The organism is Pseudomonas sp. PS01300 (genome assembly GCF_029960155.1).
GTDB lineage: Bacteria > Pseudomonadota > Gammaproteobacteria > Pseudomonadales > Pseudomonadaceae > Aquipseudomonas > Aquipseudomonas palmensis.
Map to the genome: position 1 here is coordinate 25,212 of NZ_JASCPN010000038.1, position 20,498 is coordinate 45,709.

Sequence of the window (20,498 nt, forward strand, 5' to 3'; positions counted from 1 at the left end):
ATTGATCGCATTATTTAGGGCGAGCGCCGTTCGTGCAAGGGGCAATCCCCCCGCCAGGTGTGCATCTGGCCTGATGATGCCCAGGGCAAACTACGCACCTGCCCCCTCCCCCTGCCCGCGAAAACCCAACCTCCAGCACTTTCCCTGATGACACCCCACCCATTAAGTTGCACTCTGCACCAAACTGATTCAGCCGGAACCGATTTTGATGGAAAGCACACCCCCGACCGTTGCCGCCGAGCGCCTGCTGGAAAGCGCGCGACGGCTGTTCTGCCGTGAAGGCATTCATGCAACGGGCGTTTCGCGCCTGCTCAGCGATGCCAAGGTCGCGCGGCGCACGCTGTACGAGACCTATGGCTCCAAGGAGAACCTGCTGCGTGCCGTGTTCGATCGCGAGGCAGCGATGTGGTTTGGCTGGTTTGACCAGTCACTGCCTCAGCGTACCGACGACCCGGAGCAACGCCTGATCTTTCTGTTCGACCTGCTCGAGGAATGGTTCGCCAGCGGGCGCTTCTTCGGCTGCCTGTTCACCAACGCCGTCGCCGAACACGACAAGTCTTCCAGCTGGGTACGTGACCTGGCCCAGGCGCACTTCGATCGGGTGCATGACCGCATCGAGCAACTGGCCGCGGCCTGCGGGCTGCCGGAACCGGCCTGGGTCGCGCAGCAGATCTCGCTGCTGATCGACGGTGCCATCGCCACCGCGATGGTCTCGCGCAACGCCAGAAGCGCACAGGTTGCACGCTCGATCCTGCTGACCCTGCTGCGCGAAGCGAAAGCCGCCTAGCCCGCCCCCTGCACCGCTGCCGGTGCAGGCCTCGGCGCCTATATGCTAATTAGGCATAAGCTAATCTTAAAATATTAGTTCTGCTTATATCGCAGATCTCACATACTTCACGCGCCTGCCGAGAACGATCGGTCTACCTGTTTTGGGATGCGTGTGATGAGAGATTTTTTCCAGCGATTGTTCTCCACCAGTGGCGCGCAAGCGACGCCCGCACTCCAGTCCAACCTGAGCCGCCGCTCGTTCATGTGCGCCTGTGGCTGCGGCATGCTGGCGCTGAGCGCCGCCGGCACCGCGCTGCTGGCAGCGGCCAGCAAGGTCGAAGCTGCCACCGGCGGGCCGCTGCTGCGTGTGGGGCACATGCCCGCCGGCTGCGTGTCGCACCTGCTGCTGGCAAAGCTGCGCGGTGATTTTGCGGCGGCCGGCCTGCAGGTGGAGCTGACGCAATTCAACAGCCCAAGCGATGCCCTGCAGGCCTTGTTGGCAGGTCGCCTGGAACTGATGCACGGGCCCTGGACCATGACCGCAGCCGCCTACGCCAAGGGCACCCAGGAGCTGCGCATCATCGGTGGCTCGGGGCAAGGCGGCATCGAACTGGTGGCGCGCAACGGCTCGGTGGCCAGCCTGGATGAATTCATCGCCGCCGCAGGCAGCGGCCTGCGCGTCGGCACCCTGCGCCTGGATACCCTGGAACTGGTGGGCTATGGCTCGATGGCGCGCCACGGCAAATCCTACAACGACTATCAGATGACTTTCTTCCCGAGCATGGCCGGGATGGGCGAAGCCATCGCCAACGGCCGCCTCGACGTGTGCACCCTGGCACAGCCCTATGCCCAGAACGTGGTCAGCACCACCGGCGCACGCTACCTGAGCGACTCCAACGCGGTGTGGGGCCCGGAGGCCGCCGACTGCGTGATCACCACGCAGGTGCGCACCAGCCAGGAACAAGGGCCGCTGCTCAAACGCTACCTGGAACTGCTGCAGGCATCGGCCACTGCGATGAAAGCCGACTTCGACAACGCCATCCAGCAATTGCAGCCGATCTACGGGGTATCCAACGAGGTGCTCAAGGTGGCCCTGGCACGCCAGGCGCCCAACCCGGTCATCAGCCCGGTAGGCGTGGCCGGCCTCAAGCGCGGCGCCGGCTACCTGGTCGAACTCGGCTACTTCACCGACAACCCGATCGATGCGGTTCTCGACCTGCGTCATCAACCTGCTGCCCAGGTGACGGGATGAACCAGGCCGTTCTGACCCTGAGCCGGCAGCCCGACGCACGCCGTGCCCCGCGTTATCTGGACGCGCTGCGCGACACGCTGTGGTTCCTGCTGGCGTGGGCATTGCTGATCGGCGCATGGGAGCTGGCGGTGCAGTCTGGCTGGCTGGATGGCCGCGTGCTCCCGCCTCCCAGCGTGACCCTGCCGTATGCGTTTTCCGGCGAAGCGGTGGTGGGTTTCGGGCAGCAGCGCAGCGGCTTGCTGGAGGCCCTGCTGGTGACCCTGCTGCGGGTCAGCGGCGGGTTGCTGGCTGGCAGCCTGGTGGCGCTGCTGCTGGCGGTGATCACCACCGAGGTGAAGCTGCTGCGCCGCCTGATCCTGCCGCTGGTGCAGACCCTGGCGCCGATCTCACCGGTGGCCTGGGTCCCCTTCACCATCGCGGTGATCGGCATCGGCGGACAGGCCGCGGTGTTCGTGGTGTTCCTGGCCGTGCTGGGCACCATGACGCTGTCGCTGGTCGCCGCGCTGGATGCCATCGACCCGCAGTACCTGAACATCGCCCGCAACCTGAGGTGCACGCGCCAACAGATCTGGCTGCGCGTGCGACTGCCGGCAATCGCCCCCAGCGCGATGACCAGCCTGCGCATGGCGTTCTTCGGCGCATGGATGGCGGTGCTGGCCGGGGAGATGGCGGGAATCAATTCCGGGTTGGGCTACATGATCATCATGGCCCAGCAGATGTACAACATGCCGTTGGTGATGGTGGGTGTGATGACCATTGGTGTCGTGGGTTTCGTGGTGGATCGCCTGATGCTGTTGCTCGGACGCCGCCTCACCGGGTGGGCGTCATGAGCCGGGGCGCCACGCTGAGTTTTCGTGGCCTGAGCAAGCAGTTCGAAGGCGGCACACGGGTCGAGGTGGGTGACCTGGATATCAAGGCCGCCAGTTTCACCGTGCTGCTGGGGCGCAGCGGGTGCGGCAAGAGCACCCTGCTCAACATCGCTGCGGGCCTGCAGCAACCCAGCACCGGGCACCTGCTGTACGACGGCCAGGCAGTGAGCGGCAACCAGCCCGACAGTGCGCTGATCTTCCAGCAGAACAACCTGTTCCCGTGGATGAGTGCGGTGAAAAACATTGCCATCGCCCTGCTCAACCGCGGGCTGGACCGTGAAGCGGCCACCCGGCGCGCCGAGCAGTTGCTTGCCGACGTGGGCCTGGCCGAATTCGCCCGGCACCGGCCGGCGGCATTGTCCGGCGGCATGTGCCAGCGCATCGCTCTGGCCAGGGCACTGGCCCTGGAGCCACGCCTGCTGCTGCTCGACGAGCCGTTTTCGGCGCTGGACGCACAAACCCGGCGCCTGATGCAGGACCAGTTGCTGCGCGCCTGGAACACCAGCGGCGCCACGGTGCTGATGGTGACCCACGACCTGCAGGAGGCGCTGCTGCTGGCCGACCGTATCGTGCTGATGGCCAGCACGCCCCACGGCCGCATCGCCCAGATCCTGGAAATCGACCTGCCGCGCCCGCGCCAGGTGCGCTCGGCGCAACTGCTTGACCTGCAAGAACGGCTGGACGCGTTTCTGACCCACGAAACCCGGCTGGCCGAGCATTTCTAGTCGACACGGGACCTCCCGATTAACTGATTGGCACACGGTCATTCGACCGCCATGCCGCCCCTTGAAGAGCACAGACCATGAGTGAAACCACCCACCGCGTCACCATCAACGGCCTCCAGGCCAACGCCGGCCGAGCAGTTCGCGAACGCATCCGGGCCGATGGCGAGGGTGACATCGCACGCCCGCTCTACCACACCAGTGTGCAGTGGACCGAGGGCTACCAGACCCTCACCAAGGTCAAGTCCGGTGCCGTGCTGCACGGCGACGAGCCCTGCGCCTATGGCGGTGCCGGCCTGGGCGCCACGCCCCAGGAACTGTTGCTGGCGGGTATCGGCAACTGCCTGGCGGCCACCTACATCGGCGGCCTGTCGGCATCCGGAGTCAAGGTCAACAGACTGGTGCTGGACGTGAGCGGCCGCGTGGATTTCCGCGCCGCATTTGGCGTGACCAGCGGCAACCCGGGCTTTGAAAGCATCCAGGTGCAGGTGTCGATCGATACCGAGGAATCACCCGAGCGCGTGGACGCATTGCTGGCCAAGCTGCTGCCGACCGCGCCGATCCCCGACACCATCATGCGTCCCGTGCCCCTGACGGTGGAGGTGCAACACACCGGCGGCGCCACCCATGGCTGACAACGCGCACAGGGTGCTGGTGGTGGGGGGCGGGCCGGCGGGGCTGTCCTGTGCCTACGAGCTGGTACGCGCCGGCCTGCGCCCGCTGGTGCTGGAGCGCACGCAGGCCGTGGGCGACGTGTGGCGCAACCACTATGACGGCCTGCGCCTGAACACCGGGCGCTGGTTTTCCGGGTTGCCGGGCGGGCGCTTTCCATGGGCGGCAGGCCGCTGGCCGAGCCGCGATGACCTGGCCCTGGTGCTGGCGTCACTGCCGGCCCGGGGCGGCTTCGAGGTGCTGACCGGGTGCGACGTGGAATCGGTCGGTTACCTTCAGGCGCAATCGATGTGGCAGGTGCGCTGCCGTGATGGCCGCGAGTGGCGCGCACCGGCGCTGGTGGTCGCCACCGGTACCTCGTGCGTACCGTCGATCCCGCAGTGGCCGGGGGCACAGCGCTTTGCCGGGCAGATCGTGCATGCCGCGCACTTCGGCAATGCACGTGCCTACGCCGGCAAGCACGTGGTGGTGGTCGGCAGCGGCAATTCGTCCTGCGAGATAGCCAGCCGCCTGGTGCCCCATGCCGCGTCGGTCACGCTGTCGGTGCGGCGCGCGCCGCACTTTCTGCCCAAGAGCCTGTTCGGCGTGCCGCTGGCGGCACTGGGTACGCTGATCCGTCGGCTGCCGCCCCGCGCGAGCGACGCGGTGCTGAGCTGGTTGTCGCGGCGCTGGGTCGGCGACCTGTCGGCCTACGGCCTGCCACCACCGGCACAGGGCGTGTCCAGGCTGGGCAGTGTCACGCCGACGCTGTTCATGCCGGTGATCGACGACCTGAAACAGCGCCGCATCAAGGTGGTCGGCCCGCTGCTGGAACTGAACGAGCAAGGCGCCGTGGCCCACACCGGCATCGACCGCACCGAGCGCTGCACGCTGCGCATGGACGTGATCGTTGCGGGCACCGGCTACACCACCGGCCTGGAGGCGCTGATCCAGTACCCCGAGGCGCTCACGGCAGACGGCAAGCCGACCGTGGATGACGACGGCCAGTCGAGCGTTGCGCGGGGCCTGTTCTTCATCGGTTACCGCAACCCCTTGAGCGGGCAACTGCGCGAAATCGGCCTGCAGGCGCCTGGCGTGGCAAGGGCGGTCAAGGGCTATCTCGACGCCACGCAACTGGCGCCTTGCACCGGCTCGGCGAAGGTTTCCCTGTAGGCGTAAAGCCCCGGGGTGCCACCGGTCATGATGAACAGCACGTTTTCGCCGCGGCGATAGCGGCCCTGTCGCAGGTCGGCCAGCAGCCCGGCGAAGGCCTTGCCCGAGTACACCGGGTCCACCAGCACACCTTCGCAGCGCGCCATCAGGCGCACCGCTTCGAGCATGGCCTGGGTCGGCAGCCCGTAGCCTTCGCCCAACTGGCTGCCATCGATGTTGATCGCACTCGCATCGAGGCTTGCAGCATGGCCCAGCAAGGCCAGCGCCTGGCGAGCCAACTGCAGGGTCGTGGCCGCCGCGGTCTGCTGGTCGGCCAGCACCGACCAGGACCTGACGCTCGCCGCACCCCGCCCCAGTACCTCGAACCCCGCCGCAAGCCCGGCATGGGTGCCGGCGCTGCCATTGGGAACCACGACCTCGTCGAATTGCACGCCCATCGCGGTTTCCTGCTGCACGATCTCTTCGGCGCAACGGGCGTAGCCCAGGCTGCCAAGCGGCGTGGAACCGCCGGTGGGAATGACCAGCACCTTGCGACCTGCCGCACGCAACTGCTGCGCGCGCGCCTCGGCCGCTGCCAGCGCATCGGCGCCCCTGTCCAGCACCTGCACCCTGGCCCCGAACAGCTGGTCGAGCAGCACATTGCCATTGAGCTCGTAATCGCGATCGGCCCTGGGCACCGCACGGCTGAGGATCAGTTCGCATTCAAGCCCCAGCCGGGCGCACACGGCGGCCGTCAACCGCGCGTGGTTGGACTGAATGCCGCCCACGGTGATCAGGGTGTCGACGCCGTTCTTCAGCGCCTCGCCCAGGTGGAACTCCAGTTTGCGCAGCTTGTTGCCGCCACCGCCGACAAGCATGTGGTCATCGCGCTTGAGGTACAGGCCGACACCCATGGCCGGCAGGCCCAGATGGTGCTCGATACGCTCGGCGCGTTGTATGCCGGTGGCGCCCTGCAGCAGATCGGCGCGCGCGAATGCGCCCAGCGCCTGGCTCAGTACATGTCGCATGGGATGACACCTCGTGCTCTGGTTCAATGCCACGGACTATAGGGATAAACTAAAGCGCAATAAACGCACGCCAGGTTAGCAATTGGCTCACTCAACGTTAGTAATCATCACCTCTCGGATCACTCGATGAGCAAGCTCAGGCAGATGGAAGTATTTGTTGCCGTGGTCGAAGCCGGCAGCTTTGCCGGGGCGGCTGCCGCGCTGGGGATGTCGGCGGTGATGGTGGGGCGGCATGTCCAGAGCCTTGAGAAAACCCTGAACACCCGGCTGGTTCAACGCACCACACGCCGGCAGACCATAACCGGCGAAGGCCGCATCTTCTATGCCGAGGCCAGGACCGCCCTGGAGCAGGTCGCCTACGCCTACAACCGGGTAGAAGCCTCCAGCGACGCACCCAGTGGCCTGCTGCGGGTGACCGCGCCGATGACACTGGGGGTATCGCTGGTCGGCCCGCTGGTGACCGAGTTCATGCAGCGCTACCCGCAGGTTCAGGTCGAGCTGATCCTGAGCAACGAGGTGGTGGACCTCTACGAGAGTGCCTTCGACCTGGGCTTCAGGATCGCCGAGCTGGTTGACGCCAACCTGGTCTCGCAGCCCCTGCCGCCTTATCAGATGGTGATCTGCGCCGCCCCGAAATACCTCGAGAAGGCCGGCGAGCCGACAACACCGGAGGCGCTCCACGCCCACCGAATTCTCACCCACACCTCCTGGAACAACCGCTTTGCCTGGCCACTCAAGCAGGCTGGCAAAGAGGTGTTCTGGCCCGAGCAGGCGGTGCTTCGCAGCAACGATGGCCAGGTACTGCTGCAGGCCGCCATTGCTGGCAGCGGGATCCTGATGCAGCCGGACTTTCTGGTGGCCGCCGCGCTGGCGAACAAGGAGCTGGTGAGCATTCTGGGGGCGTATGTGCCGGCCCACAAACCGGTGCAGATGGTGTATCCACGCTCGAAGAAGTCACTGCCCAAGCTCACTGCCTTCGTCGCGTTCATCCAGGCGCGGCTCGGCTTGCCGAGCCAGCCCTGATCGCAGGTCCGGCGGGCCGTCAGGCCTGCGCCGCGTCGCGCACCTGCATCAGCGCGAAGCCCAGCAGGTTCAGGCCGCGCCAGCGGTCCGGCCGGTGGGCGTTCTGGTCATCCTGCGCCAGGCCGATCCCCCACACCCGGTCCACCGGGCTGGCCTCCACGATCACCCGCGTGCCGGTGCCCTGCAGGAAGGCCCCCAGTTCCGCGTTCTGGGAAAACTTGGCCTGGTTGGCCCGCACCACGATCGCGAAACGCTCCTGTGCCCACCGCGCCTCGTCGAACCCGCGCACCTGGCGTCCGAGTGCCTTGGCCGCATTGGGATCGGTCGCCTCGATGATCCGTGCCCGCGTCTGTTCATCACCAAACAGCGCCGCCTTCTCGGCCATCATGTAGTGCTCGGCCGACTGGTACGACTGCCCGTCCACCTCGAACGGCGCCACGTACCACTGGCTGAAACACGAGGCGGTGACACCCTTGCGGCTCACCTGATGGCCCCAGAAGCATACGAACTCGGGCCTTTCGCCGGCCAGGTAGCGGGACACCAGGTCCTCGAGCATCTGTGAATCGTTCACGCTGATTGCCTCTCCAATAACACCATTGCAACGGTCATCCGGCCGCAGCACCGAACGGTGCCTGCCGGCCAGGACGGTGATACTACCGCGTAATGCAGCACCCGCTCACAGCGCCTCAAGAAATGCCCTCAACGCCATCGCCGGGGCAAGACACGGCGACGACCATTGGAGGCAGGAGCAGTTTGGGAGGGCCGCCACTCTGAATTCAATTGCGAATGATTATCAACTTGATTGCTAGGCTTGCTCCTACAACAAAACACACTGCCCCGCGGCAAAACCTCAACCCAATGTTTATATGCATGGACGCCCCCGCTGCCTAGACTCGCCGCGCAATCGCAACCTGCCTGTTACACGCTCAAAAGTGATGCCTGCCATGTTTGATCGACGCCGCAAATCGGAGATGTCCGAGATCCACAGACTGAGCACCCTGCTCGATGACGCAAGCACCAGGCTGGCGGCGATCGACCGCTCCATGGCCATGATCGAGTTCGACCCGCAGGGCCTCATCCTCCAGGCCAATGAACAGTTCTGCACCGCAGTGGGCTATCCCATCGACGAACTGCGTGCACAGCACCATCGCATGCTGTGCACCGCGGACCACGCCCACAGCAAGGACTACCAGCAGTTCTGGCACGCCCTGGGCCAGGGAAAGCCCTGCAGTGGCACCTTCCTGCGTGTAGACCGCAGCGGCAGGGACGTGTGGCTGGAAGCCAGCTACCTGCCGGTGCTCGACGCCTGCGGCAAGGTGGTCCGGGTGATCAAGATCGCCGCCGATATCACCCGGCGTGTCGAGCGCGAACATGAGGTCCAGGGCCTGGTCAACGCGCTCGGCCGCTCGATGGCGGTGATCGAGTTTTCCCTCGACGGCACGGTACTGACCGCCAACGCCAACTTCCTCGACACGCTGCACTACTCGCTGGCGGACATCGTGGGTCGACACCACAGCCTGTTCTGCCTGCCTGCAGAAGCCCGATCCCCCGAGTACCGGGCGTTCTGGGCCTCGCTCAACCGTGGCGACTATCACTCGCGCCGGTTCGAGCGCGTGGACAGCCAAGGGCGCATGGTGTTTCTGGAGGCCTCCTACAACCCGATCTTCGATGCCAAGGGGCGCCTCTACAAGGTGGCCAAGTTCGCCCGCGACATCACCCCGCAGGTCACGGCGATGCGCAATGCCGCCGAAGCGGCGCATGCGACCTCGGTGCAGAACGACGTCTGCGCGCGCGAAGGCTCGGCGGTGGTGCAGCAAGCGGTGCAGGTCATTGAAACCATCTCCACCGACCTCAACGAAGCCGCGCGCAACATCGATGCGGTCAGCGACCAGTCGGATGTGATCGCCGCCATCGTGCAGACCATTCACGCAATTGCCGACCAGACCAACCTGCTGGCCCTCAATGCCGCCATCGAGGCCGCCCGGGCCGGCAGCCTGGGGCGCGGGTTCGCCGTGGTGGCCGATGAGGTGCGCAACCTCGCCTCGCGTACCAGCCAAGCCACCCTTGAAATAACCGACGTGGTACGCCGCAATCAGACCCTATCGCTGGAAGCGGTGAGCAGCATGCGCTCCAGCCTCAACCGTACCGAGCAGGGTGTGCAGTTGGCCAACCAGGCCGGCGAGAGAATCGTGGAAATCCAGCAGGGGTCACGGCACATGGTGGATGCCATCGGCCAGTTCAACGCCACCCTGCAGTTGAGCTAGCCGTCCACCACCGCGGGTTCATGCACCGTCACCCGGTTGCGCCCGCCGTGCTTGGACAGGTACAGCGCATGGTCGGCCCAGGCGATCAGTTCGGCGTGGCTGCTGGAGGGCTGGCTCAGATCGGCCACGCCCAGGCTGATGGTGAAACGGATGTCCTGCCCCTCATGGCTGACGCTCAGGCGTTCGACCGCCTTGCGCAGGCGCTCGGCAAAGATCAGCGCGCCGGCCTTGTCGGTGTCCGTCAGCACCACGCCGAACTCTTCGCCACCGTAACGGCCGGCCACGTCGCTGTCGCGGATCTGCTCGCGAACCACCCTGGCCACCTGGCGAATGACGGCATCGCCCGCCGGGTGGCCATAGGTGTCGTTGACCCGCTTGAAATGGTCGATGTCGAACATCACCAGGCTGGTGGCGTTGCCATAGCGCTGATTGCGCGCATGCGCCAGTTGCAGGCACTCCTCCCAATGCCCGCGGTTGTACAGGCCGGTCAGGCAATCGGTGCTGGACAGCTTCTGCAACTGAGCGTTGGCGGCCTGCAACTGGTGGCGGTTGGTGGCCACATCGGTCACGTCGTAGATCACCAGGCAGATCTGGCGGATCTCGCTGTCGGTGGAGCGCAACGGCAGCAGCGTGGTGTTCTGGTACATGAAGTCCACCTGGCCGGTGATCGGCTGGTAGTTCTTGAACCGCACCAGGTACGGGCGCTGCTCCCAGATGGTGAAAGCCGGGGTGCCCAGGGTCGCGACGCTGTCCACCTTGTGGCTGAACCATTGCCGGTCGACCTCGGGGAACAGGCTGAAGAAGCACTGGTTGTAGGCATCCCTGGGCTGCACCCCCGAGCGGTTTTCCATGAAGGTGTTCCACACCTGCACCCGATGTTCGCGGTCGAGCACCACCACGCCCACATCGATGCTCTGCACGATGCTCAGCAGCCAGTGAAATTCCTTCAGGTCGATAGGATCGCGCATGGGCTCAGTTCATCAGGTAGGCAAGTTTATGGGTCAAGCGCTCGATGGAGTCTTCGGTGAACAGCAACAGCAGGTCGAAACGGATATCGTGCCCTTCCAGGCTGTAGCTGATCTCGACCGCCAGGGTTTTCTGCCAGCGTTGGCCGTTGACCTGGATAAGCTCGTCGATGGTGCCGTGCTGCCCGAGGATCTGCGGGTGGCCCTGGGAGAACACCACGTCGATCTGCTCGGCAATGCTGCTCAGGCACGCACCGATCAATACGCTGGAGAAGTCCAGCAACAGCTCCATGTCGGAATACTCGATGCTCTGGTGGCGCATCAGCTTGGCCATGTCGGCGATTTCCGAATCGTGGAACATCAGCAGGGCCTCGCCGGCGATGCCGCTGCCGATGAAGCCCTGGCAGATTGCCGTGAGCCGCTGGCTGCTGCCCGCGTCGGCCAGCGCCATGTGCAACTCGCCCACCTCGAAGAGGTTGACGCTGGGCACCGGCAACTGCACGAACACGCCCAGCACCTTGGCGATCAGGGCCGCGGCGCGGCCGATGGCGACGTTGACCGTTTCGCTGAACACCTCGCGAAAGCCGATGACGGCAGTCGCCGCACCGGCCAGCGGTGTCGCCGAGCGCTCACCCAGCAGCCCCAACTGGGCCAGCAGGCGGCGCAGCTCGTCCTGGTCGAAGGGTTTTTTCAGAAACGCCAGCGCGCCCAGGTCCAGCACCCGGCGCACGGCCTCTTCCTGCACATCGCCCGAGATCACGATGACCTTGGGGCTCAGGCCTTCGTCACGCAGCGCAGCCAGCACCTGGTAGCCATCCATGGTGGGCATGGTCAGGTCCAGCAGCACCACCTGGCCCAGGCCGCGGCGTATGGCGTCCATGGCCTGGCGCCCGTCGCTGGCCTCGGTAACCGTTACCGGCCAGTTGGCGGGCAGCGCGCGCAGCACCTGCTTGCGGGCCACCATGGAGTCATCGCACACCAGCAAGGACATCGTTGACACAGACGGGGCGCTCATCGAGTGAATATCAATATAAAAAGTAATGGCATCATGCCATGATCCGACGCCAGGTTCTACGTACCCGCGGCGTCAGCGGTGCTGAGCGAATCCACTTGCACATTCCCTGCCAGGCCATCGCGCAGCATCTGCACGAATGCCTCCCGCGCCGGATGTCGCCCCGCCCCCTCGTGCCAGTAGAACAGGTTGTCGACCGCCTTCAGGTCGGCGAACTCGTGCCCGATCCACCCTGCGCCCTGGCGGTACTGCTCGTAGATGCCGCGCGGCACCAGTGACACCCCGGTGCCGGCGCTGACGCAGCTGACTATCGCACCGTAGCTGCCGATGCCCACGATGGGCAGCTTGTGCCCCTGGGCCTGCAGCCAGTGCTCCAGTGCCGCCCGATACGGACAGCCTTCAGGCCACATGAACACGGCCTTGCCCACCAGGTCCGCGGCGCTGCGCAGCGGCCCCAGTGACGGTGCGCCGATCAGCAGCAGGTCTTCCTGGTACATCAGGGTGCGGCGCAGGTGCGGGCGCTCGACATCCACCGCCACGATCGCACCATCGAGGCGGTGGTTGAGCACATCGTCGAGCATCTGCGACCAGGTGCCGGTGCTCAGCTCCAGCGTCACCTCGGGATAGCGCGCATGGTACTGCGCCAGAAACCGCGGCAGGCGCCCGCTGGCCGAGGACTCGATGGCGCCGATGCGCAAGCGTCCGGATGGTTTGGCGGACGGCGCCAGCGCCTGCCTGGAGGCCTCGGCCAGGGCCAGCATCTGCGTGGCATAGGGCAAGAAGGTTTCCCCCGCCGGACTGATCACCAGCCCGCGCCCGCGGCGATGGAACAACGGCACGCCCAGCTCGGCCTCCAGCGCCTTGATCCGCGCCGTGATGTTGGACGGTACGTAGTGCAGCACCTCGGCCGCACGGGCAATGCTGCCGGTGTCGTGGACGGTCTTGAACATGCGGATCTGCATCAGCTCCATACATCACCCAAAGTGAACGATTGGCTCAGTATAAGTCGATTGTAGTGAGCAGTAGGCGTTCCGATACTGAGCGCACCCGCCCATCGGAAGTCCACCCCATGACCCGCCCCAGCTCACTGAAAATCGCCTGCGCCGTACTCTTCGTGCTGCTGTGCTGGGCCTACTCGCCCACCGGCATCCGCCTGGGCTTGCAGGGCTATGCGCCCACGCACCTGGCGCTGGCGCGCTTTATCGTGGCGTCGCTGTTCATGGCGGTCATCGCGCTGCTGCGCGGCATCACCCTGCCCCGGCTCAGGGACGTGCCCACCCTGCTGTTGCTTGGCCTGTTCGCGGTCAGCCTGCACCATGTGGCCATCAACTACGGCCAGCGCGGGGTCAGCGCCGGGGCGGCCAGTGTGCTGGCGCAGTCCACGCCGCTGTTCAGCCTGCTGATCGCGCACTGGGTGTTCAAGCAGGTGGCCGGGGCCTGGCATTGGGGCTGCCTGCTGCTGGGCATGGCCGGCGCGGTGATCGTGGTGGCCGGCGATCGCGGGCTCGGTCAGTTCGACCCGCACGGGTTGCTGATTCTGGTGGCGGCATTGTCGTGGAGCATCTATTTCGCCCTGCAGAAACACCACGGCCACCGCTACGACGCGCTGACCATCACCTGCTACACCGTATGGTCGGGCACTGCATTGCTGATGGTGTACCTGCCGGGGCTGCTCGACGACCTGGGCCACGCGCCGTCCCAGGCCAACACTGCGGTGCTGGTGCTGGGGGTATTCCCCAGCGCGCTGGCCTACCTGGCCTGGGCCTGGGTACTGCGCCACTGCGAGGTCACCCGGGTGACCCTGGCGCTGTACCTGATACCCGCCTTCGCCATGCTGATCGCCGCAGCGCTGCTGGGCGAGCGGCCCTCGGCTTCGGTGATGCTGGGCGGGCCGTTGGTGCTGATCAGCGTGCTGGCGCTGAACCTGAGGCCGCCTCGGCTGCCGGTTCAGCCGGGTCGCCAAACTTCACATTGAAGTAGTCGAGCAGGGTCTGGCCACGACGCAAGGTACTGCGCACCTCTTCGCTCTGCGCCAGCAGTTCGGCGCTGGGCCTGGCATGCTGTTCAGCCGGCAGCGGCGTCGACCACGCCTTCACTTCAGGAGGTATGCCCGCCTTGGGCCGGTTGTTGACCCAGTGCGAGATATGGCACGGCAAGGTCCAGCCGCCGAAGGCCTGCACAAACAGAAAGCCAAACCAGTGCTGCCACCACGGGAAGTTGTCGCGATAGCCCTGGCGGGCCATGTGGAAGAACGCCACGGTGCCCTCCTCGAACTCTTCATCGGGCGCTGGCGGCAGGCTCGCCGGGCCCTCTTCCATGTACACCCGGATCGCTTCCCATTCGGCAATCGCCGCGCCCAGGTGGCCGCTGGGCACGTTGATCCACAGCACATTGCCGGTGTCGGCCTGACGCAGGCAGAACATCAGGTTGAAGGCGGGCAGCACGGCGTACTCGGTGACGGTGCGCCCCGCGCTGACGCAGGCGATCACCGACTCCCACGGCACGAAGATCGGCGCCGCGCCCCGAGTGGGCACGAACGCCACCTCGCGGCGCTGGCGGTTGAAGCGTATCGGCGGGTGAATCGTCACCTCGCGCATCACCCGCCAGAACATCCCCGCATACAGCAACGACAGGCAGGCGATGAAGCCCCAGATGAACCCGTTGGCCATGAAGTCGGCGAAGGTGCTCCAGAACGGCTCCACATGGCGGCGTGCCCAGGAGCCGAGCAAGGCAGTGAGCATGAAACAGGTAACCACACCCATCACCGAGGCGATGCCGCAGCGCGCCATGAACTCGAAGTTGCCCTGGCCGATGGCAAAGTCCAGGTACACCTCGTTGGATTCGCGGTGCAGGTTGCGGCTGCTGTAGGCCGGCATGCCGGTGGGGATCGGCAGGGGCGAGAGGTAGACGATCTCGGTGCCGGCCACCCGCTCGAAGTCACCGGCGTGGGGCAGGCGTTCGTATTTGCTGTCGGTCATCGAGCTATTCCTCTTCCAGCGTCAATGGCCGCGCCATGTCTTTGATCCAGTGCCACAGGATGTAGAAGATGGGGCTTGCGCAGCAGACACCGATCAACAGCAGCCCGACAGCATTGTTGAGCAACTGGCGCGGGTTGCACTCCAGGGGGCCGCTGTTGCCCTTGCCCATGCGCACACAGCCATGCTCCGGATAGGCCATGACATAGGCGCCCCAGGCAAACAGCGCGGCCAGCAGGGCGAACAGCAGCATCAGGCCCACCTCGGTATCGCGATTGCCCAGGCGCTCCCAGCGTTGCGCCAGCCGCAGGTTCAGCATGCGTCGACATCCTTGTTCATACAGGCTCCTATGAAAAACGGCGCACAGTATCACGCAAATAGTCGTCGAGCAGTTTTACATCGCCGTGGGGCCTGGGCAGTGCCGGGGCGGCTCCCCCTCGTGCCAGCTCGCTCTCGATGAACTGGTGCAGCAGTACGCGGCGAGGCCCGTAATCGGCTTCGCTGGCGATGCGTTTGACGCGAAGCAGCTCGTCCAGGTCGGCCAGCAGCAGCGGGTCGTGCAGGGTCGCCTCCACCAGTTGGGCGAACGCGGTGGGCGGCATGCCCAGGCCCTGTTCGATCCAGCGCACCGCCAGCAACGGGCGCAATACGTAGAGGTACTTCTTCAGGCGCACCTCTTCGCCCTGCAGGTAGATGCGAAAGTTCTTGGTGGCCATCGACAGGTAGTGGTGAAACGCCGCCTGCGGCGAATGGAACTGCCTGGCCAGGCCGCGCAAGGCTTGCAGCGCCCCCGGCTCGGCCCGGTACACCAGCGGCGAGTCGAGCCATTCGAGCAGGGTCGGGTTGGCATTGCGCAGCAGGCGCAGGGTCTTGCGCAGCTCCCAGCCACTGATGTCGAGTTCGTCGGTGAGCGGGCGCTCGATCACGTCGCGTGGCTCGTCGATGCGCAGGTACCAATCCTGGCGGTGCACGTAGATGAAGCGCACGTCGAAGTCGCTGTCGGTGGAGGCAAAACCCCAGGCGCGGCTGCCGGATTCGCAGGCGTAGAGCACGCGCACGTCATGCTCGCGCTCGATGCGTTGCAGTTCTTCGAGTACCCAGCTGCGCATCGCACTGGGCAGGGGGTGACGGTCTTCCATGTTCATGTTCGAATCCTCGTTGTACCCCTTCGCCGGCAAGGCCGGCGAAGAGGCCGTCAGCCTTTCACACACACCACCTGACGCAACGTGTGCACCACTTCCACCAGCTCGCGCTGCGCCGCCATCACCGCATCGATGTCCTTGTAGGCCATCGGGATCTCGTCGATCACGTCCTTGTCCTTGCGGCACTCCACATGCGCGGTGGCGCGCACCTGGTCCTCAAGGGTGAAGGCCTGTTTGGCCCGGGTACGGCTCATGATCCGCCCGGCACCGTGGCTGCAGGAGCAGAACGATTCCTTGTTGCCCAGGCCGCGCACGATGAAACTCTTCGCGCCCATCGAGCCCGGAATGATCCCCAGCTGGCCCTTCTGCGCCGACACCGCGCCCTTGCGCGTCACCAGGATCTCCTGGCCGAAGTGCTGCTCTTTCTGCACGTAGTTGTGGTGGCAGTTGACCCCCTGCAGGTTGGCCTCGAACGGCTTGCGGATGACCTGGCGCGTGGCCTCGATCACCGCGTGCATCATCAGCGCACGGTTCTGCCGGGCAAAGTCCTGGGCCCACTCCACCGCCTGGACGTAGTCGTCGAAATGTCGGCTGCCTTCCTCGAAATACGCCAGTTCCTTGTCCGGCAGGTTGGCGATGTGCTGGCGCATGTCGGCCTTGGCCAGCTCGATGAACAGGTTGCCGATGGCATTGCCCACGCCCCGCGAGCCGCTGTGCAGCATGAACCACACGCGGTCGGCCTCATCCAGGCACACCTCGATGAAGTGGTTGCCGCCGCCCAGGGTGCCCAGGTGCTGGCGATTGTTGGTCTTCTGCAGTTGCGGGTACTTGTCGGTGATCGCCTTGAAACGCCCGGCCAGGGCCGACCACGCCTGATCGGCGACGGTCGGTACGTGGTTCCACGCGCCCTGATCGCGCCGGCCGAAGGTCTTGCCGTGGGGCACTGCCTTCTCGATGGCGCTGCGCAGCCCTTGCAGGTTGTCGGGCAGGTCGGCCGCCACCAGCGAGGTGCGCGCCGCGATCATGCCGCAGCCGATGTCCACGCCCACCGCCGCCGGGATGATCGCGCCCAGGGTCGGGATCACGCTGCCAATGGTCGAGCCCTTGCCCACGTGCACATCGGGCATCACGGCCAGGTGCTTGAAGATGAACGGCAGGCGCGCGGTGTTCATCAGTTGCTGGCGTGCGTCCTCGTCCACCGGCACGCCCTGTGTCCAGAGCTTGATCGGTTTGCCGTTGGCCACTTCGAGGATGTTCATGTGTTTCATCTCAATTGTCCTTGTAGCCCGCCAGGCCCGAAGGCCTGGCAGGTGTCATGCGGTTTTCAGGCTGACCAGCCCATTCAACACCTGATCCAGCCCGCCGAATACCGAAATCCGGTCGATGCGCTCGGCCACCCGCTCCAGGGTTTCCAGCTCCTTCAGGCGCAGGGCCGTCGGGTTGTCTTCCATGACCTTGGCGGTGTTGAGCAGCGAACGGGTCGCCGAGGTTTCCTCGCGGCGCCGGGTCACGTTGGCCTGGGCCGCCTTCTCCGCCTCCACCACTTGCGCCAGCAGGGTCTTCATTTCACCCGGCAGAATGATGTCGCGCACGCCCAGGCCGCTGACCTCGATGCCGCTGCCCACCAGTTTCTCGGCCAGGTACTGGCTGACGGTGTCGTCGATCAGTTGCTTGTTCTCCAGCAGCTCGTCGAGGGTACGCGTGCCCACGGCCGCACGCAGGCCGAACTGCACCTCGCGGTACAGGTGCTCCAGCGGTTTGCTGAGGCTGGCGAAAGCCATCAGCACGTCGCTGTAGCGCCAGTTGGCCGCCAGGTTCAGGCGCAGGCTGACCTTGTCGCGGGTGAGGATCTCCTGGCCGCTGACCTCCAGCGACTGGATGCGCATGTCGACCATGTCGACGCTCACCTGGCGGTTGAAGCGCCAGAAGCCGTACTGACCGGCCGGCAGCAGCTCGACAACTGCGCCATCGACCTTGAGCACGCCCACATGGAAGGCCGGCACCGGCGCCAGCAGCACCGCATCCAGCCCGGCCAGGGTGCGACCGCGCAGCTTGGGCTGGCCGAGCTGGCCGAGCAGGGTCGGCTCCAGGCGATAGCTGTGGGTCAGGTCGATGCGCTGCAGGGTCTGCGCGCTCTGGCCCTTCCAGTACAACTGGCGGCTGCCCGGTGGCAGCAGTTCCGCCAGTGCGCCATCCTCGAAACGCAGGCCCACTTCGTGTTCGGCCAGGTCCATGCGCTCGAAGTACTGATCCACCACCGCCGGCTCGCTCTGGCGCAGGTAGCCGGCCAGGCGGTGCTCGAAGCGCGGGGTGTTGAGACTGAAGGTTTCCACCGTCAGCCGGTTATGCAGGTCAAAGCGCTGATGCACGCCCGGTTCCAGGATCGACACGAAGTCGCCCTCGCAGAACAGCAGGCCGCGTTCGTTCTTTTTCACGATGAAGCGCTTGAGCAGTTTCATTCTGTATTTCCCTTTCAATGAATTCCGTGGTGCCGGTGCTGCCGGTACGCCGAGCGCTGCAGGTGGGGCCCGGGGGGAGGTGCACGCGCCGGGACATCAGAGTCCTTTGCCGACCGAGTCCTTCGGTCCGACGTTGCGCCTTGCCCCGGGCCCGGCCAGCAGGCCGGGCGTACCAGCGGTGGCAGGGGCGTCCTTCGCGACAGTCAGCCATCCTGGCTGCAAGTGCGTTGCCCTCGCCTCACCGGCGGGTGTTACGGGTACAGCTACCGTGGAGGGTATGTAACGAGTTCTAGGCTCGTTGGCGGCCCCATCCGGGGTTGCGCCAGCGACCGGTCGTTGCGGCGGCGGCATGCACGACACCAACACCAGGGGTGGGCTCGTGCACCGGTGGGGTTGTGAACCCCGACCCGTTGGCCTGCTTGGCGATGCGGTCGAAAGCGTTATTGCGAGGGGCGTGCCAGGTTTCGTAAAAGCGCTAGAATTTATTTTCAACTAATTGATTTATAAGTGTTTTATTTTCATCTTCGTTAAATCAACCTGCGCACCGGGCAAATGCTTGAGGGCTTTTATGTATACTTTTATCTCTTCATTTATCCAAAAAGATAAACAGCATGCACAAGCGCAGCGTTGCCATCGGCTTCATCGGTACCACCCTCGACCGCAACGGAAAGGGTGCCGCGCGCTGGAACAAGTGGCGGCCCACCGTCGCGCTGTGCCAGCAGCCTGATCTTTCGATCGACCGCCTGGAGCTGATTCACGGCAAGAGCGAACGTGATCTGGGCCTGGCCGAGCGCCTGCGCGAGGATGTACTCAGCGTGTCGCCCCACACCGAGGTGCGCCTGCACCGCTTGGCACTGCACAACCCGTGGGATTTCGAAGAGATGTACGGCGCGCTGCATGACTTCGCCAGCAGCTACCACTTCGACACCGAGCACGAGGACTACCTGGTGCACATCACCACCGGCACCCACGTTGCGCAGATCTGCTGGTTTCTGCTGACCGAGGCGCGCTACCTGCCGGCGCGACTGGTACAGACCTCGCCGGCGCGCGGCAAGGAAGAAGAGCGTGACCCGGCCGGCACCAGCACGCTGATCGACCTCGACCTGTCGCGCTATGACCACATCGCTTCGCGCTTTCAGCGCGAGCAGGCGCACAGCCTGGCGTTTCTCAAGGCCGGCATCGCCACGCGCAACGTGGCGTTCAACCACTCCATCGAGCAGATCGAGCGCGTCGCCCTGCGCTCAACCGCCCCGATGCTGCTGGTGGGGCCGACCGGTGCCGGCAAGTCGTTCCTGGCCCGGCGCATCCATGAACTCAAGCGCACGCGCCACCAGCTGGAGGGCCGCTTCGTCGAAGTGAACTGCGCCACGCTGCGCGGCGACGGCGCCATGTCGAGCCTGTTCGGGCATATCAAGGGCGCCTTCACGGGTGCACAGAACGCCCGCGACGGCCTGCTGCGCGCCGCCGACGGCGGCATGCTGTTTCTCGACGAAATCGGCGAACTGGGCGCCGACGAACAGGCCATGCTGCTCAAGGCCATCGAAGAGAAGCGCTTCTTCCCGATGGGCGCAGACAGCGAGGTGCAAAGCGACTTCCAGTTGATCGCCGGCACCCACCGTGACCTGCGCAAGCAGGTGGCCGAAGGGCTGTTTCGCGAAGACCTGTATGCGCGCATCAACCTGTGGACCTTCGAACTGCCGGGGTTGGCCGGGCGGCGCGAAGACATCGAGCCGAACATCGATTTCGAACTGCAGCGCCACGCCCGCGAACAGGGCCGCAACGTGCGCTTCAACCTTGAAGCCAAGCGCCAGTACCTGGCGTTCGCCCATTCACCGCAAGCACGCTGGGCCGGCAACTTTCGCGAGCTGTCGGCCTCGATCACGCGCATGGCGACCCTGGCCGACAGCGGACGCATCGACGAGCCCTTGGTCAGCGAAGAGATCACCCGGCTGCAACGGGCCTGGGGGGTTGCGGCGCCCACCGAGCCGTTGCTTGAAGGGCGTGAGCTGGACCTGTTCGACCGCCTGCAACTGGAGGCCGTGCTGCGGGTGTGTCGCGATGCCCGCTCGCTGTCCGACGCAGGGCGCCAGCTGTTTGCGGTATCGCGCCAGGACAAGGAAAAACCCAACGATGCCGACCGCCTGCGCAAATACCTGGCGCGCTTCGAACTGGACTGGAACCAGCTGCGCAGCTGAGCTGCCATGCTAGAATCCGCG

20 protein-coding genes are annotated in these 20,498 nt (G+C 65.4%); 10 read left to right on the forward strand and 10 right to left on the reverse strand.

From position 1 onward, the window contains the following. Positions 1-208: 208 nt before the first annotated feature. The 6 genes from QMX96_RS17925 to QMX96_RS17950 all read left to right on the forward strand — a co-directional run bounded on the left by QMX96_RS17925 (position 209) and on the right by QMX96_RS17950 (position 5,435). Positions 209-787 (forward strand): TetR/AcrR family transcriptional regulator, encoded by a 579-nt coding sequence (locus QMX96_RS17925; RefSeq protein ID WP_282362150.1) that lies wholly within the window; start codon positions 209-211, stop codon positions 785-787. A 156-nt stretch (positions 788-943) separates the two neighbouring features. Next, positions 944-2,020 (forward strand): ABC transporter substrate-binding protein, encoded by a 1,077-nt coding sequence (locus QMX96_RS17930; RefSeq protein ID WP_052504310.1) that lies wholly within the window; start codon positions 944-946, stop codon positions 2,018-2,020. Next, the gene (locus tag QMX96_RS17935) at positions 2,017-2,850 is read left to right on the forward strand and encodes an ABC transporter permease (protein ID WP_078481402.1); all 834 of its coding nucleotides are present in this window, start codon (positions 2,017-2,019) and stop codon (positions 2,848-2,850) included. Before QMX96_RS17930 ends, QMX96_RS17935 begins: the two co-directional genes overlap by 4 nt. Beyond that, positions 2,847-3,614: an ABC transporter ATP-binding protein gene (locus QMX96_RS17940; protein WP_282362151.1), complete on the forward strand. Its 768-nt coding sequence runs from the start codon at positions 2,847-2,849 to the stop codon at positions 3,612-3,614. Before QMX96_RS17935 ends, QMX96_RS17940 begins: the two co-directional genes overlap by 4 nt. 77 nt (positions 3,615-3,691) lie before the next feature. Then, complete coding sequence (locus QMX96_RS17945) at positions 3,692-4,246, forward strand: OsmC family protein (RefSeq protein WP_100634133.1); 555 nt, start codon at positions 3,692-3,694, stop codon at positions 4,244-4,246. Further along, positions 4,239-5,435 (forward strand): NAD(P)/FAD-dependent oxidoreductase, encoded by a 1,197-nt coding sequence (locus QMX96_RS17950; RefSeq protein WP_282362152.1) that lies wholly within the window; start codon positions 4,239-4,241, stop codon positions 5,433-5,435. Before QMX96_RS17945 ends, QMX96_RS17950 begins: the two co-directional genes overlap by 8 nt. Here QMX96_RS17950 and QMX96_RS17955 read toward each other — a convergent pair. Next, positions 5,378-6,442 carry a D-cysteine desulfhydrase family protein gene (locus QMX96_RS17955; protein ID WP_282362153.1) on the reverse strand — a complete coding sequence of 355 codons (1,065 nt, stop codon included), beginning with the start codon at positions 6,440-6,442 and terminating at the stop codon, positions 5,378-5,380. The two genes, QMX96_RS17950 and QMX96_RS17955, sit on opposite strands and share 58 nt — an antisense overlap. Positions 6,443-6,568: 126 nt before the next feature. Here QMX96_RS17955 and QMX96_RS17960 point away from each other — a divergent pair, with 126 nt between their 5' ends. After that, entirely contained in the window at positions 6,569-7,465 is an 897-nt protein-coding gene (locus tag QMX96_RS17960; protein WP_054916410.1) for a LysR substrate-binding domain-containing protein, read from the forward strand. A 19-nt stretch (positions 7,466-7,484) separates the two neighbouring features. Here QMX96_RS17960 and QMX96_RS17965 read toward each other — a convergent pair whose 3' ends face one another. Then, positions 7,485-8,036 (reverse strand): NADAR family protein, encoded by a 552-nt coding sequence (locus tag QMX96_RS17965; protein WP_282362154.1) that lies wholly within the window; start codon positions 8,034-8,036, stop codon positions 7,485-7,487. A gap of 373 nt (positions 8,037-8,409) precedes the next feature. Between QMX96_RS17965 and QMX96_RS17970 the strand changes: the two genes are divergently transcribed. Further along, positions 8,410-9,729, forward strand: coding sequence for a PAS domain-containing methyl-accepting chemotaxis protein (locus QMX96_RS17970; protein ID WP_282362155.1), 1,320 nt, complete (start codon positions 8,410-8,412; stop codon positions 9,727-9,729). Here QMX96_RS17970 and QMX96_RS17975 read toward each other — a convergent pair. From QMX96_RS17975 to QMX96_RS17985, 3 genes are read right to left on the reverse strand one after another with little or no spacing between them, the layout of a single operon-like run. Continuing rightward, on the reverse strand, positions 9,726-10,697 hold the full coding sequence (locus tag QMX96_RS17975) for a sensor domain-containing diguanylate cyclase (RefSeq protein ID WP_282362156.1): 972 nt from the start codon (positions 10,695-10,697) through the stop codon (positions 9,726-9,728). The genes QMX96_RS17970 and QMX96_RS17975 overlap by 4 nt on opposite strands. Before the next feature lie 4 nt (positions 10,698-10,701). Next, on the reverse strand, positions 10,702-11,709 hold the full coding sequence (locus QMX96_RS17980; protein ID WP_043861873.1) for a response regulator: 1,008 nt from the start codon (positions 11,707-11,709) through the stop codon (positions 10,702-10,704). A 56-nt stretch (positions 11,710-11,765) separates the two neighbouring features. Then, complete coding sequence (locus QMX96_RS17985) at positions 11,766-12,677, reverse strand: LysR substrate-binding domain-containing protein (RefSeq protein ID WP_054916414.1); 912 nt, start codon at positions 12,675-12,677, stop codon at positions 11,766-11,768. A 98-nt stretch (positions 12,678-12,775) separates the two neighbouring features. Here QMX96_RS17985 and QMX96_RS17990 point away from each other — a divergent pair, with 98 nt between their 5' ends. Next, positions 12,776-13,681: a DMT family transporter gene (locus QMX96_RS17990; RefSeq protein ID WP_054916415.1), complete on the forward strand. Its 906-nt coding sequence runs from the start codon at positions 12,776-12,778 to the stop codon at positions 13,679-13,681. Here the strand turns inward: QMX96_RS17990 and QMX96_RS17995 are convergent. From QMX96_RS17995 to QMX96_RS18015, 5 genes are read right to left on the reverse strand one after another with little or no spacing between them, the layout of a single operon-like run. Continuing rightward, positions 13,611-14,684: a DUF6708 domain-containing protein gene (locus QMX96_RS17995; protein ID WP_052504270.1), complete on the reverse strand. Its 1,074-nt coding sequence runs from the start codon at positions 14,682-14,684 to the stop codon at positions 13,611-13,613. The genes QMX96_RS17990 and QMX96_RS17995 overlap by 71 nt on opposite strands. Before the next feature lie 4 nt (positions 14,685-14,688). Then, positions 14,689-15,000: a hypothetical protein gene (locus QMX96_RS18000; protein ID WP_043861876.1), complete on the reverse strand. Its 312-nt coding sequence runs from the start codon at positions 14,998-15,000 to the stop codon at positions 14,689-14,691. 28 nt (positions 15,001-15,028) lie between these two features. Then, positions 15,029-15,826, reverse strand: a complete 798-nt coding sequence (locus QMX96_RS18005; protein ID WP_043861877.1) for a nucleotidyltransferase domain-containing protein — start codon at positions 15,824-15,826, stop codon at positions 15,029-15,031. Positions 15,827-15,876: 50 nt separating this feature from the next. Beyond that, positions 15,877-17,091: an RtcB family protein gene (locus QMX96_RS18010; protein ID WP_213606389.1), complete on the reverse strand. Its 1,215-nt coding sequence runs from the start codon at positions 17,089-17,091 to the stop codon at positions 15,877-15,879. Positions 17,092-17,136: 45 nt separating this feature from the next. Then, entirely contained in the window at positions 17,137-18,282 is a 1,146-nt protein-coding gene (locus tag QMX96_RS18015) for a slipin family protein (protein WP_282362158.1), read from the reverse strand. A 611-nt stretch (positions 18,283-18,893) separates the two neighbouring features. Here QMX96_RS18015 and rtcR point away from each other — a divergent pair. Next, positions 18,894-20,477, forward strand: a complete 1,584-nt coding sequence (gene rtcR, locus QMX96_RS18020) for an RNA repair transcriptional activator RtcR (RefSeq protein ID WP_123753517.1) — start codon at positions 18,894-18,896, stop codon at positions 20,475-20,477. The last annotated feature ends 21 nt before the right edge of the window (positions 20,478-20,498 follow it).

Excerpts from the sequence above, each read along its gene's own strand:
- QMX96_RS17940 (WP_282362151.1), top strand. The coding sequence starts at position 2,847 with ATGAGCCGGGGCGCCACGCTGAGTTTTCGTGGCCTGAGCAAGCAGTTC.
- QMX96_RS17990 (WP_054916415.1), top strand. The coding sequence starts at position 12,776 with ATGACCCGCCCCAGCTCACTGAAAATCGCCTGCGCCGTACTCTTCGTG.
- QMX96_RS17935 (WP_078481402.1), top strand. The coding sequence starts at position 2,017 with ATGAACCAGGCCGTTCTGACCCTGAGCCGGCAGCCCGACGCACGCCGT.
- QMX96_RS17980 (WP_043861873.1), bottom strand. The coding sequence starts at position 11,709 with ATGAGCGCCCCGTCTGTGTCAACGATGTCCTTGCTGGTGTGCGATGAC.
- QMX96_RS17970 (WP_282362155.1), top strand. The coding sequence starts at position 8,410 with ATGTTTGATCGACGCCGCAAATCGGAGATGTCCGAGATCCACAGACTG.
- QMX96_RS18005 (WP_043861877.1), bottom strand. The coding sequence starts at position 15,826 with ATGAACATGGAAGACCGTCACCCCCTGCCCAGTGCGATGCGCAGCTGG.
- QMX96_RS17930 (WP_052504310.1), top strand. The coding sequence starts at position 944 with ATGAGAGATTTTTTCCAGCGATTGTTCTCCACCAGTGGCGCGCAAGCG.
- QMX96_RS17960 (WP_054916410.1), top strand. The coding sequence starts at position 6,569 with ATGAGCAAGCTCAGGCAGATGGAAGTATTTGTTGCCGTGGTCGAAGCC.
- rtcR (WP_123753517.1), top strand. The coding sequence starts at position 18,894 with ATGCACAAGCGCAGCGTTGCCATCGGCTTCATCGGTACCACCCTCGAC.
- QMX96_RS17985 (WP_054916414.1), bottom strand. The coding sequence starts at position 12,677 with ATGGAGCTGATGCAGATCCGCATGTTCAAGACCGTCCACGACACCGGC.
- QMX96_RS17995 (WP_052504270.1), bottom strand. The coding sequence starts at position 14,684 with ATGACCGACAGCAAATACGAACGCCTGCCCCACGCCGGTGACTTCGAG.
- QMX96_RS18010 (WP_213606389.1), bottom strand. The coding sequence starts at position 17,091 with ATGAAACACATGAACATCCTCGAAGTGGCCAACGGCAAACCGATCAAG.
- QMX96_RS17925 (WP_282362150.1), top strand. The coding sequence starts at position 209 with ATGGAAAGCACACCCCCGACCGTTGCCGCCGAGCGCCTGCTGGAAAGC.
- QMX96_RS18000 (WP_043861876.1), bottom strand. The coding sequence starts at position 15,000 with ATGCTGAACCTGCGGCTGGCGCAACGCTGGGAGCGCCTGGGCAATCGC.
- QMX96_RS17975 (WP_282362156.1), bottom strand. The coding sequence starts at position 10,697 with ATGCGCGATCCTATCGACCTGAAGGAATTTCACTGGCTGCTGAGCATC.
- QMX96_RS17955 (WP_282362153.1), bottom strand. The coding sequence starts at position 6,442 with ATGCGACATGTACTGAGCCAGGCGCTGGGCGCATTCGCGCGCGCCGAT.
- QMX96_RS17950 (WP_282362152.1), top strand. The coding sequence starts at position 4,239 with ATGGCTGACAACGCGCACAGGGTGCTGGTGGTGGGGGGCGGGCCGGCG.
- QMX96_RS17945 (WP_100634133.1), top strand. The coding sequence starts at position 3,692 with ATGAGTGAAACCACCCACCGCGTCACCATCAACGGCCTCCAGGCCAAC.
- QMX96_RS18015 (WP_282362158.1), bottom strand. The coding sequence starts at position 18,282 with ATGAAACTGCTCAAGCGCTTCATCGTGAAAAAGAACGAACGCGGCCTG.